At 38.7% G+C, this 13,081-nt stretch carries 14 protein-coding genes; 5 read left to right on the top strand and 9 right to left on the bottom strand.

Features of this window, described 5'->3' with window-relative positions:
* From AC1D7X_RS13475 to AC1D7X_RS13465, 3 genes are all read left to right on the top strand, one after another.
* Entirely contained in the window at nt 1–1,089 is a 1,089-nt protein-coding gene (locus AC1D7X_RS13475) for a Gfo/Idh/MocA family protein (RefSeq protein ID WP_495475413.1), read from the top strand.
* A 669-nt stretch (nt 1,090–1,758) separates the two neighbouring features.
* Entirely contained in the window at nt 1,759–2,310 is a 552-nt protein-coding gene (locus AC1D7X_RS13470; RefSeq protein WP_495457293.1) for a sigma-70 family RNA polymerase sigma factor, read from the top strand.
* Nucleotides 2,297–3,586 (top strand): DUF4179 domain-containing protein, encoded by a 1,290-nt coding sequence (locus AC1D7X_RS13465; protein ID WP_495457292.1) that lies wholly within the window; start codon nt 2,297–2,299, stop codon nt 3,584–3,586. Before AC1D7X_RS13470 ends, AC1D7X_RS13465 begins: the two co-directional genes overlap by 14 nt.
* Nucleotides 3,587–3,675: 89 nt before the next feature.
* Here the strand turns inward: AC1D7X_RS13465 and AC1D7X_RS13460 are convergent, their stop codons facing one another.
* The 5 genes from AC1D7X_RS13460 to AC1D7X_RS13440 form a co-directional block, all read right to left on the bottom strand.
* The gene (locus AC1D7X_RS13460) at nt 3,676–4,161 is read right to left on the bottom strand and encodes a hypothetical protein (protein WP_495457291.1); all 486 of its coding nucleotides are present in this window, start codon (nt 4,159–4,161) and stop codon (nt 3,676–3,678) included.
* A gap of 105 nt (nt 4,162–4,266) precedes the next feature.
* A complete protein-coding gene (locus AC1D7X_RS13455) occupies nt 4,267–5,262 on the bottom strand; it encodes an anti sigma factor C-terminal domain-containing protein (protein ID WP_495475412.1) in 996 nt (331 codons plus the stop codon).
* Between the two features lies 1 nt (nt 5,263).
* Nucleotides 5,264–5,758, bottom strand: coding sequence for an RNA polymerase sigma factor (locus tag AC1D7X_RS13450; protein ID WP_495457289.1), 495 nt, complete (start codon nt 5,756–5,758; stop codon nt 5,264–5,266).
* Nucleotides 5,759–5,902: 144 nt separating this feature from the next.
* Nucleotides 5,903–7,141 (bottom strand): MFS transporter, encoded by a 1,239-nt coding sequence (locus AC1D7X_RS13445; RefSeq protein ID WP_495475411.1) that lies wholly within the window; start codon nt 7,139–7,141, stop codon nt 5,903–5,905.
* Nucleotides 7,142–7,296: 155 nt separating this feature from the next.
* A complete protein-coding gene (locus AC1D7X_RS13440) occupies nt 7,297–8,109 on the bottom strand; it encodes a lipase family protein (RefSeq protein WP_495475410.1) in 813 nt (270 codons plus the stop codon).
* A gap of 359 nt (nt 8,110–8,468) precedes the next feature.
* Here AC1D7X_RS13440 and AC1D7X_RS13435 point away from each other — a divergent pair, with 359 nt between their 5' ends.
* A complete protein-coding gene (locus AC1D7X_RS13435) occupies nt 8,469–8,846 on the top strand; it encodes a TVP38/TMEM64 family protein (RefSeq protein WP_495475409.1) in 378 nt (125 codons plus the stop codon).
* A gap of 355 nt (nt 8,847–9,201) precedes the next feature.
* Here AC1D7X_RS13435 and AC1D7X_RS13430 read toward each other — a convergent pair whose 3' ends face one another.
* The 4 genes from AC1D7X_RS13430 to AC1D7X_RS13415 all read right to left on the bottom strand — a co-directional run bounded on the left by AC1D7X_RS13430 (nt 9,202) and on the right by AC1D7X_RS13415 (nt 11,326).
* Complete coding sequence (locus AC1D7X_RS13430) at nt 9,202–9,483, bottom strand: YxcD family protein (RefSeq protein WP_495457285.1); 282 nt, start codon at nt 9,481–9,483, stop codon at nt 9,202–9,204.
* 5 nt (nt 9,484–9,488) lie between these two features.
* Nucleotides 9,489–9,923 (bottom strand): hypothetical protein, encoded by a 435-nt coding sequence (locus AC1D7X_RS13425; RefSeq protein WP_495475408.1) that lies wholly within the window; start codon nt 9,921–9,923, stop codon nt 9,489–9,491.
* A gap of 95 nt (nt 9,924–10,018) precedes the next feature.
* Entirely contained in the window at nt 10,019–10,570 is a 552-nt protein-coding gene (locus AC1D7X_RS13420) for a PadR family transcriptional regulator (RefSeq protein ID WP_495475407.1), read from the bottom strand.
* A 189-nt stretch (nt 10,571–10,759) separates the two neighbouring features.
* The gene (locus AC1D7X_RS13415; protein ID WP_495457282.1) at nt 10,760–11,326 is read right to left on the bottom strand and encodes a beta-class carbonic anhydrase; all 567 of its coding nucleotides are present in this window, start codon (nt 11,324–11,326) and stop codon (nt 10,760–10,762) included.
* A gap of 118 nt (nt 11,327–11,444) precedes the next feature.
* Here AC1D7X_RS13415 and AC1D7X_RS13410 point away from each other — a divergent pair, with 118 nt between their 5' ends.
* Nucleotides 11,445–12,962, top strand: a complete 1,518-nt coding sequence (locus AC1D7X_RS13410) for a carboxypeptidase M32 (protein ID WP_495475406.1) — start codon at nt 11,445–11,447, stop codon at nt 12,960–12,962.
* Nucleotides 12,963–13,081 lie beyond the last annotated feature (119 nt).

Genomic DNA, 13,081 nt, shown 5'->3' with positions numbered 1-13,081 from the left:
ATGAGTAAAGTGTTTCGTGTAGGAATCATCGGTTGTGGTGGAATTGCAAATGGTAAACATCTTCCAAGTCTAAGTAAGCAAAGCAAGGTAGAGCTTGTTGCCTTTTGCGATATTATTAAAGAGCGGGCTGAAGAAGCAGCGAGTAAATACGGAAGTGATAACGCTGTGATCTATACGGATTATGAAGAATTGCTAAAAGATAGTTCTATTGATATTATTCATGTTCTTACGCCTAATGACGCTCATGCGGATATTTCTATTGCTGCGCTAGAAGCTGGAAAGCACGTTATGTGTGAAAAGCCAATGGCCAAGACAGCAGCAGATGCCAAGAGAATGGTCGAAGCCGCCAAACGTACAGGTAAGAAACTAACGATAGGATATGACAATCGATATAGGGAAGACAGCTTGTATTTGAAAAAAGTATGTGAATCAGGGGATCTTGGTCATATCTACTATGCAAAGGCACATGCAATCAGACGAAGAGCTGTACCAACATGGGGAGTTTTCCTCGATGAGGAGAAACAAGGGGGGGGCCCTCTTATTGATATCGGAACCCATGCGCTGGATCTAACTCTATGGATGATGGATAACTATAAGCCCCAAATCGTTCTAGGCACTAAATATCATGAACTTTCTCAAAAGGAAGATGCTGCGAATGCTTGGGGACCATGGGATCCGAAGAAATTCACCGTTGAGGATTCGGCATTTGGGATGATTGTGATGGAGAATGGGGCAACGATTATGCTGGAAGCAAGCTGGGCGCTCAATTCACTTGATGTGGATGAAGCCAAGTGTAGCTTAAGTGGGACTGAAGCAGGCGCCGATATGAAGAATGGACTTCGTATTAACGGAGAGAAATATAGCCGTCTGTACACAAATGACATTGAACTTGGTGCAGGTGGTGTTGCCTACTATGAAGGAAATGCAGAGAGTGCACCTGATATAGAATTGAGAATGTGGATTGAAGCGATCGAACAGGATAAGGACGCGGTTGTAACTCCTGAACAGGCCTATGTTGTTTCTTTAATACTAGAAGCTATCTATGAATCTGCACAAACAGGTAAGGCTGTGTATTTGAACGAGAAGTAGAGATATGTATTCGTTATGAAGGGCACTAGCCTTGGCGAGGCCACTGAAAAAGACCCTACTAAATTGAGACCTATACATCTAAGGAGTCAGTTGTAGCTACGAGGAATATTTGAACTTTCGGCCGCTGTTGTCTCCATATTTCTTGAATTGTACCGCTGTTAGCGGATGAAATCCGGAGACAAAGGCGGTCGCTATCGCTCCTACAGTTTCAAATTTCCCCTTCGCTACACTCCTCTAATGTTTTTAATTTATAAAGGTCTTTTAGAAGGCCATGAGAACTCCATTTCAGGACACCCTTCCTCGAAAAGATCGAGGAAGGGTGTCCTGTTTTGCTTTGCTGTATAATAAATGTATTAATTCTAGGTGAGACTCGGATGATTCCAAACCAACAATTCCTCAACCTCAGTCAATCTCAAAAGAATATTAGTAAAAAGCATGAGAATATACATAAATAAAGGTGAATTCTTACTCGAAATGGAGTGAAAATTCGCCTTTATCTATTTTGCCACTTTTACAGATTCGTAACGAACAGGTTTTTCAGTTGTCTCGCCCATGGCTAGTGCTTTTTTTTTCGTGAATGGGAACACTAGCAATGGAATATATTTATTTTTGAAGAAAAATGAACTTTTTACTAGGGTCATTACTCTTATAGGGGAGAGAGGTGAAGAAATGAATGTCGTTCGGTTGGTGAAAAAGGCAAAAAGGGGAAATAAAGAAGCACTACTTCAACTCATTATGGCTGAGAAAGACGATTATTATAGGCTTGCTCTCACCTATACGGGGAATGCACATGATGCGATGGATGTAATGGAGGAAATGATCGTAAAATTATACGAAAATATCGATCAGCTTAAGAAAGAAGAGGCTTTTTACAGTTGGAGTAAGACCATCTTGGTGAATCGTTGTAAAAGTTATCTTCTTAAGCGGAACAAGCTGGTGTTATTTGATGATTGGAATGCTACGAATGAGAAGGGAATAGACAATGCCCCGATTATCGATCCTTACCGTAATAGTGATCAACAGATGGATATACAAGCCATGCTATTACTTGTCAATGAGTATCAAAAAGAAGCGATTCAACTAAAATACTTTCATGATTTCGACTATCAGACCATAGCTGAGATGACAAATGTATCGATTGGGACCGTTAAGTCAAGGGTGTTTCAAGGGTTGAAAATTCTAAGAGATCATTACAGGGGGGATGTAGATGAAAACAGTTGAGGAACAATTAGCTGAAGAGAAATTACGTGTGGATGCCATAATAGCACCAGAAGAATTAGAAATGAGATTAAAAAATGCTTTAAACACAGCTACACCCAAAAGATCGAAACGAATAGCCCCGATATGGAAGATCGCAGCAGTCGTATTGTTGGTCACCGTGATAACCGGAAATAACTACAATGCTTTTGCTTATTATGGCAAGAAACTTTTAGGGTTTGATGACGTAATTCATGGCACATTACAACAACTAAACGATGAAGGTATGGGTCAAATGATAGATAAAAAAACAACGTTAGAAGACGGTACAGATCTTATCATTAACGGTATCATATCGGACGCCAATCAATTCATCATGTACTACACACTAACCAATTCAAATGGGCTAGAGGAGCACAATGTTGACCTGTTTAGACCTTTAAACATAAGTGGGTTTTTAACGGATTCAAATGTAGGAGGTGGCGAATCATTAATTAATGAGAATCATACGGAGATCAAAGGAACATTGTCGTTCGATAGTGTAAGTCCGTTTGCAAAAAAATTAACGGTGCACTTTTGGCAGTCCCTACAGAACGGTCAGATGTCAGAAGGGACGATTACTTTTCCTTATAATCCAAATAAGGCTATGCAAACTCAGATTAAAAAGTCTCTCAATAAGAAGGTTAAAGTTGATAAAGGTACGATAACATTCAAGTCGATAACAGCTACACCAACAATGACAATGATCGAGGGATCCATGAATGTCGCAAACTTTGATAGAGGGGATACTACTTATGAAGGAATAGAATTAATTGCTAATGGAACACCAATTGAATTAATGGGTAGCGGCACGCAATCTTCACTAGGTAGGAGAACATTTGATATCCGCTATGATACATTGCCCAAAGAGTTACATTCACTTGAATTAGTTTTTAAAGAGTTTATTGGATACCAAAAGCTAGAAGAAAAGCTGTCCCTCGCTTCGATGGGCAATGAACCATATATACTAGAAGGTAAAAAATTATGGGTAAAGGATGTGTCAAAGACATCACAAGGATTAGAAATAACGATCGCTACAGATGATGATGTCATGCTTGACGGTGTATCTATAGCAACAAAAGATGAGATAACGCCACTAAATACAACAATAAACCAAAAAAATGTAGAGCAACAAGACGGAAGTATATTGAAGGAACGTACTTTATTATTTGATACACCCATTCAACCAGAGGAACTATTAATAGAAGGTATGCACTATATGAAAGTTTACAATAAAGTGATAGAGATACCCGTTGATTAATTTGATATGTGAAGGTTGTAGTTAACAAACAGGACACTAGCAATTCGCTAGCGTCTTGTTTGTTTTCGATTGAGTATGTGCGGCATCTATTATTTTTGAAAGCTCGATTGATATAGTATAGTACCCTCTTTAGATAAACCAATTAATTCGGCGTTATCGTATTTCCATTTCAAATACCAAAAGGGTTGGTTCGGTCCAAGTAAAGTAGCTTCAATCACATCGCCGTTATCTTTCTTTAATTGCACTTTCACAATGTTGAAGTCTTTTATTTGTCCGAATAAAATTTCGTCATCTGCTCCTTTATTTACAATGCCAAAGGTAATCCCGTCATCAGAAGTAAATTCATTGGAACTAGTAATGGACCAGCTATTACCCTCGGGTGATAACACGGCGGCACCAACGTTCTGTTTCTCACTGAATATAACGACGAGTCCCTTATCTGTCTTTATTTCATGTAATATTTCGGCGTTAGGATGATTATCCTTAAATACTTCTATATATGTTCTTGTTCCACAAGCAGATAATAAAGTTACTATTATCACTAGACATATCATTGGCAACGCATAAATTCTCATACATCTACTGCCCCCTTAGCTTTGAAGTGCATGTTAAGTGCACCCATTCATCAGTGAATATTACCCAATTACTTCTTCTGTAAAGCATAAAATGTTGGTAGGAATTTAGTTAGGAATGACTCTTTTGTCAGATATTACTCCAAATGTAGAGGCTTTTATAAATGGTTGCCCTTGTAATTGTTTTAATTGTTCTGCTGTCCCTGTTACAACTGTACCTATGATTTTCACGTCACTTTGTTCTAAGGTGTTATTCTCCCCCGCTAAAGCTTTGTGAATTTCGCCTGATGCCCATTTGAAACCATGATTGCCACTGCCACGCAACTGCTCAACACTTGTAATAAAAGTATCCATGCCGCCGGTTACTTCAAATTGTTCTGCATGAAATCCATAAATGAGCATGCCATCCGCAGAAAGCACCATTTTTATTTGCTTCATAAATTTTAAATAATCTTTTGTGTACGCATCAACCCACCACCAGACGGATTGTATCTCAGAAGGAAGTAGTTTCTGGATCTCATCATAAGAATATGCTTTATCAAATGATAATCCAAGTTCCACTAAAGTATTATCGTCAATTTGATTCAGATCACTAATACTGTCTTTATAGGTATCATACGAAACCTCAGGGTGGAAAAAGATCATTTCTCTATCCCCCGTTTCAGAATTATATCGGATAAATTGATTCGATTGTGAAGATTGTGAGAGATCTAACGGAATAGCTCCGTTTGATGAGCCATACAGTGAGGAACTACCAAATAGTGTGTATCTACTTTCGAATGATTCCCAAATATATGGGACTTCCCCAATCAACTTAAAGGTTTTGGTTTCTATGTTCCCTCCAAACCAATTGTTGTCGTATGTTTGATGACTAATATGAATATTCGGTGCACTGATTTCATTAAACATAACTATTTCGTTCATTGTTTTTTGTGCTTGATTGAGGGACAACGTCCTGAACCCATACCATAATAACACCAACACAATGGGGGTTATGATCACGGTGACTCCAATCATTTTCAATGTGGACAGTAGCTTTGCTTTCCTCATTATTTTTTTAGCTTGTTTCTCATCAAATGAGAAATGATTCAGATCCTCGTCCATATTAAAGATCCTCCTTGAAGTTTTTTATGAATCTTTCCTTTGCACGTGCGACATGCGTTTTCAGTGTATTCTCATTCTTATTTAATAACGATGAGATACTTTTGTAAGACAAGTCTAACTCGAATTTAAGGATTAACATTTCTTGGTGAAATTCAGATAGTGTTTCAAGCGTATCTCTGATATTCCTTGATTTTTCCTTTTGTAGGATGCTGATTTCTGGAAGGTTAGTCAAAGAGAGTAGAGGGACATCATCAACATCTATTGTGGGATGACGCGTATCCTTTCGCTTCAGATCGTAGAATTGATTTGTAGCAACACGAAATAGCCAACTCATGACTTTATCTGATGGAATCCCATCCTTATGTAATAAAAATTTATAACACGTATCTTGCATGATATCTTCTGCATCCTCATGGGTAATTCCGCGTTTTCTTAAGTATCTATATAAAATAGTTCCTACCTGCTGAAGAAATTCATTCATTGTTTCTTTCGCCATGTCTGCCTCCTCCACACATACAACGCACAACTCTCTAATAAGTTTACAGCTCATCTTAAATGTGTAATTTCATAACTTAACTGTGTGTACACAAAAAGAGATAAATCATCATCGCTTACGAGCGAGAATGGTTTATCTCCTTTTTTACACTAATTCATTACGAGCTTTTAAATATTTATATAATGCCATTCCAGAAAAAGCACATAGAAGTGCGCATAATCCAATGAAGCCATAACCCGCCTGAAGTCCGCGTAACAGGCCCAGTTCAGAATCAACTCCGAAAATTTCTCTTACATTGTTAGTAATGAAGCCGATTAGATAATTTCCGATAACACTACCAATGCCCATCATCGTTACTGTAAACGTAATGGCACTATCACTATCATTAGGATATCTTTTGGAAATGAAGGCCATAACGGTAGGGTAAATCAAGGCAATTCCGAGTCCAGCGCCAGCGAATAGAAATGAGACCGATTCTCCACCCACAATCGCAATAAAGGTACATATCGCCGAAAAGGCCGAAGCAAGGATAAGGGACAATGTGAAGCCTATTTTATCTGTAACGGGTCCCAACAACAATCTTGCAGCTGAGAAGCAGAAAAAGAATGCAGAGAGCATCCCGGATGCCGAGACGTTATTCCAACCATATGCCTTCTGCAGAAAATTAACTAACCATCCTCCCACTGCGAGTTCAGATACAACCCCAAAGGATAGGATCAGGACAAGGAGCCAAAGAGCAGGATCACGCAACAGTACCTTCACTGGAGTTCTCTCTGCCTGCGTTATGTCATCTCCTGGAAAGGTCCCCAAGAAGGCAGGAATCATCGGCAAGATCGACAAAAGGAGCATGATGAGATACATTCCACGCCAGTCTACCAGATGACCATACACTGTGACAGCCATCAATCCTGAAGCTATCATAGGGGCAACGGTTGAACTCAACCCGTAAAAGAAATGCGAAAGATTCATCATCGTACCGGTATTCTTTACAAAAATCCGTGCGCCGAGTATAGCTAATGATATTTCTAGCATGCCATTGCCGATATACATAATGAAATATGATGAAGAAAAAATAGGATAAGTGCGTGATACAAAGATCAGAATACCGGATACCATCATGGATCCAAAGGCAACCATGGTGACGGCTTTAATCCCGATTTTACGTGTTAGTAGAGCTGTAAAGGAACAGGCAATGAGATAACCGAGTGCATTAAGCGATAATAACGTACCCAGTTGCATTTCGTTTAGATTGAAATCATATTGGATCCGTGGAATAGCAGGACCTTTAATATTCTCCGAGATCCCAAAAATGATAAAACCTAAAAATATAGTTGCTAATTGTAAAGTGTATTTCCTATCAAACTTCCATGACTTTTTGTTCAATGAGAGTAACTCCTAACTGGTCTGAAATACCGAAATAACTTATTAAATTATTTTTAATAAGATTCAATATAACTGTGTGACAAGATATTGTCAACGGAATTACGATACTTAAATCAACACTTTACCTGCTAAATTGAACATAAATCTATATAAAGTTACTCCAATGATTCCGTTGTTATAATGACCGGACAGAATCCAGGATTCGTTACACATAACTGTTCCGTAAATTCTGGCTGGAGTTTGGAAAGATCTGCGAAATACCTCCCAATCATATGATTAATGCCAACAGATCCATTCTGGAAAGATAGGGAAGAGAGGGTCTGGACATGACGGTAATAATACCTTTTTTCCCGCTTGGGCAACTTGTAGACGGATGGAGGAGCATAGGTTACGAGGTCAAATATATTCGCAAACCGTTGGCTATTCTGAACGTACTTTGAGATCGTTTTAGAGAAGGTAGGGTCACCTACGCGTGGAGAGCCATATGTAATCAAATTTGGTGAAATGTGAGGCGTATTTGCTGCAATATCAACAGCACATAATGTCGCTAGTGCTGCACCGAGGCTGTGACCTGTAATATATAACGTTTTGTCAGGAGACAGCGTAGTAACTGTGGAGATGATCTCATCGCGAGCTGAGGAATAGATGTCTGTAAATCCGCGATGGGTAAGACAATCTTCTTTAATATATTGGAACTTCCTTTGGGAGGCGTTGATGTTAGAGATCCAGTTGGGCCTCGAGCTAGTTCCCCTAAAGGCAATGATAATCTCCTGTGGGGATTCCAGAATAAACCCAAAGCGTTCCCATACATGGGTGATGGATTTCGCTTGAATGGTATCAGTGACCCAATAATCTGATGGAACAACGAACAACCCATCTAGGTTTGCAAATTGTGCATAGGTCTGTCCGCAGATCGCAGCTAAAAAGATAGCCCATTGCTCTTGTTCATTATTTTTTCCCAAGCCCATCACACCCTTTCTCTACACTATATTTAGGGGGTAGGGGAGAGGTGCCTATAGAGTAAGAATGTAACTCCTTGCGCTAACATGACGATCGTGATCTGTAGATATTCACATTGAAAGATGGAAAGGAAACGCCTCATAATCTGGTATAAAGAAGAATAAAGTGATAGAATGTTTTGTTGCTATCCTACCCACAATAAATAGATAGAGACAGTATGAGGTTGAAAACGGATCGAAAATATAATTAAGGAAAGTCAAGGTGAATACCCATTAAGAAGAAAGCAAGAATTGTTTCATTTGCAGCTTTGAGCGTTATCACAATACTCTTGCTATGTTATTCCGATGCATTGGATTTTTTGTTAAAAGTGGATATAGATACGATCCGTGAAGTTGCGAATGAAAATATGCTGTATATCTTGTTCCTTATGTTCGTAATTATGATACTTCAGAATATGTTTACTGTTATTCCACTGATCCTAGTAATCTCAGTGAATATCACCCTGTTCGGACTGTTCTACGGTTTCATATGGAGTTGGGTGACCAGTCTTTTAGGTGGTGTTGTCGTATTCTTAGCCTCACGTTTCTGGTTTCAGGGTCTACTAATTAGCAAAGTGAGTTCAGAGTGGATGGGGAAAATTGAGAATAAAGGAGCCTGGTTTGTTTTTTGGGGCAGGATATTTCCTTTAGCACCATCGAATCTGATCAATATTGCATCGGGTGTTTGTTCAATTCAATTCAATTAAAACATTTTAATCTATTGTTCTATCCTTCATTTCGGATGGCATATTGTCCTTCTCTTTGACTAGCCCTCTCGATATTACCATCTGTGTAGGGGGCATCATCATCGTGGTTGATTATTATGTGTTGAAATTTTCGAATAAACGTCTAAACGTCGGAGAAATCGTGAAATGCCATAGCGTACATAGCGTATGATCTATATGAAAAAGGGGTTGTCCAAAGCCATGTTGAAATGGCAGGACAACCCCTTATCTAAAATATAAGAATTTATAAGTATTTCGGCTTATAAATAGTCTTATATTTCAACGCTAAACGTTCCTTCGCCGCTAAAGGACGGCGAGGCCGTTTATGCTTGTGATATTAGTCTGTAATTACATTAGCCGTAATTTCTTCATCGAGTTCTAACGTTACTTGTTCGCGATAAGCACGAATATTGTATTCGCTTTGTAGGTAGCGAAGAATCGCTTCAATCATGTTAGACTCCACTAGAAATTGACTACGACCTTGCACCCATACTTCAGCGGTATAACCATCTTCTTCATCCCAACTGAGTTCAACCAGTACATCTGTAGGACGTACAGCTTTGCGTTCAGCTATGTGTAGGCAAATCGCATTTATAATTTCATCCATTGTTAGAACCATATCAATTAGTACCTTCCGTCACGTGGATCTGGTTTACGTCGGTTCTTGTAAGCTCTGTATCCTGCCATGACAAGAGAGATTAGAACAACAACCGCAAGCAAGTTAATGATTAGTCCAAAGAAATTACCCATGAATCCCATGTTCCCGAACATACCACCGAACAACATACCAGCTAATCCACCAAACATTAGACCTTTCATCAATCCACCACCGCTAAAGAATCCGCGTTTCGCTGTTGTGCCTGCAGCTGTAGATTTATTGTTACTTGTTGTAGATTTCGATACATTATCGTTCGTAGTTGATTTCTTCGGTGTAGTCGTAAATGATTTCGGACTAGATTTATATCCACCACCACCACGACGCGCATCAACGCTAGTAGCCGGAGCAACGGTAGCAAAGATAAGAGTAAATGCCATAACAATCATAAGCCATTTCTTCATTAAGTTATAATCCCCCTAAGTGTATTGTATATTTATTTTGTTGAGACTATTATTCTCTACGTATTAAAAGATTTAAAGTTTCATAATTAATCAAATTAATTATTAAGATTTGTTTTAATTTGTTGCACATGAAGTATTTCCAACATCATATTCGTCCATTCAAGATTACCTCTTACCGTATGAATCCCTTTCTGGAGTAACATGTAATCATAAAATTCAGGTGTTCCGAATTCCAGCGTATCTAACGTTCTATCCCCTATTTTATGATTGAATTTCTCTAATTTGGTTTCCAAATGGATTTTTCTTTTTTTAATCATATCCATAGCATTCTCTAAATCCGTTAACCACATACAGAATGTTTTCATAGATAATTCATCTCGTGTGATGGGATCTGCAAGAGGTAAGTACAACCATTCTTTGAGCTTTGATATGCCTTTCTCCGTGATAGTATAAAGCTTCTTGTCTGGTTTCTCACATTGTACGATCCAACATGAAGTTAGGTATTCTTCGGACTCCATTTGCGACAGGAGAGGGTAAATCTGACTATGTTTCGCTGGCCAAAAAGGTTGAAGATTAAGCATGAGATTATATCCTGAAGACTGCTCCCGGGCAAGAAAAGCAAGGAGTGCATAGGAAAGTGTATTCATACGAGCATATCTCCTAATCATGAATTTTTCACTGATAAGAAGTGTACACTTAAACTGTATGGTTTGGCAACCAAACCGTTATTGCATATAAAAAAGACACGGATGATGTCATCCGCGCTTCGTTTAAAATATAGCGGGTACCGTCCTTGAAAAATGACGGCATCACCGCTTCTAATTTGTGAGTGTGTATTATTCAGTTAGGTATCCATCTACAATAAGCTCTAAAGCGCCATTATTTGGATCGATAATCATACCGTGTACAGGTATATTTGGAGGTAGAAGTGGGTGATTTTTAATAATGTCAACGGTACCCATGACGCCTTCTTTTTCATTATCAAAACCACGTAGCCATTTCGTTAACTTGATTCCTGAATTCTCTAATGTTGATAATACGGTTTCTGAGACACCACGGTCTTTAATGAGTCCAATCATATGGTCTGCGTTCAAAGATGCCATACCACAATCCATGTGACCAACGACAAAGACTTCATCTGCTTGAAGCTCATATATTGCAACCAACACACTACGCATAACACTACCGAAAGGTTGTGAAATAATAGCCCCTGCATTTTTGATGAGTTTGACGTCACCATTCTTGAAATTCATTGCTTTAGGAAGTAATTCGGTGAGGCGAGTATCCATACAAGTGATAACAACGATTCTCTTCTCAGGGAATTTGTTAGTACGATAGGCTTCGTACTCTTTGTTCTCAACAAAATGACGATTGTGTTCTAATACTTCAGTAATGTGATTCATGGGGGACCTCTTCCTCCTTTTTATTTTAACGATTTTCGTTCTTAGAAGTTGATTATACTTTTCTTAAAAAGTATCATCAAGAGGAAACAATAATTTTTTTCGTGAGGTGGATCACATAATGGAAGATCAAGTAAAAATGAAATTAGAACAATTCCGGGAGTTAGTTCGTAAAATTAGAGGATATTATGAAGCTGTAGCTTTAATGCAATGGGATCTACGGACGGGTGCTCCCCGTAAAGGTGCTGAATTTCGCTCAGAGACCATTGGAATGTTAGATACAGAAATGTTTAAGTTACAAATCTCAGATGAGATGGGAAACTATCTGGAATATTTTACAAAACCAGAAATTGCAGAACAGCTGGATGAAATAGATCTTAAAATCGTGAAAGATTGTAAAAATGACTTTGATCGAAACAAGCTTATTCCAGCGGAAAAGTTCCAAGAGTACTCCGTATTAACAGCTCATTCGCAAACCCTATGGGAAGATGCAAAGGAAACAAGCGATTTTGCTGGATTTGAACCTTATTTGAGTAAGATTGTTGCCATGAAGCAAGAGTTTATCGACTATTGGGGAGTCAAGGGAACAAGATACGATACGCTCATTGATATGTATGAACCGGATATGACCGTTGCGAAATTAGATAAATTGTTTAATCAATTACGTAGCCGATTATTGCCACTAGTTGAGAAAATTCACGCGTCTGAGTACCAACCGGACAATGGATTCCTACAGCAAATATTTGAGATCGATCAACAAGAGAAGTTCGGCCTCTTCATTCTTGAACAGATGGGATATGACTTTCAAGCAGGACGTCAAGATGAGAGTGTACATCCGTTTGCTACGGGACTGAACATTGGAGATGTTCGGATAACGACACATTATTTACAAGATGATGTAACAAGTGCGATATTCAGTTCTTTACACGAAGGCGGACATGCTCTTTACGAGCAGAACATTGACGCTAAGCTCGGAGGGACTCCTTTAGCTGAAGGTACTTCTATGGGAATACATGAATCTCAGTCACGCTTATGGGAAAATATGATTGGACGTAGCCGTTCGTTCTGGGAAAGATATTATGGAGATTTGCAACAACATTTCGGTCCGCAACTGCAGGGTGTATCCGTAGATGAATTCTATCGAGCTATTAATCGGGTAGAGAATTCACTGATCCGCATTGAAGCAGACGAATTAACGTATAATCTGCATATTATTATTCGATATGAGATCGAGCAGATGTTATTTAACGAAGGATTATCGGTTAAAGATTTACCAGAGGTATGGAATGCCAAATATCAAGAGTATCTGGGTGTAACACCTCCAAATGATGGACTTGGCGTCCTTCAGGATGTTCACTGGTCTGGTGGTGATTTTGGTTACTTCGCATCTTACTCACTAGGTAATATGTATGCAGCTCAATTCTTACATACCATCCGTAAAGAGCTACCTCAGTATGATGAGTGGATTGCAGAAGGCAACCTATTACCTATTAAAGAATGGCTTACTACCAAAATCTACAAATATGGCAAGAGTCTTACACCTACAGAAATCTTATTACAGGTAACAGGTGAGGAACTGAATCCAGACTACTTGGCGGACTATTTGGAAGAGAAATATAAAGAAATTTACAAATTATAGTCTGAGTACTATTGAATCACTCTATTAAATAGAGATTATTGCATAAGGTCTTGATTCTTCTACGATTAGTAGAAAATCAGGGCCTTTTTTTTGCCTAGAGATTTAAATGAGAGTACATG

It is taken from the genome of Paenibacillus sp. Y568, from assembly GCF_059445545.1.
This window is presented reverse-complemented; position numbering and strand designations above follow the sequence as displayed.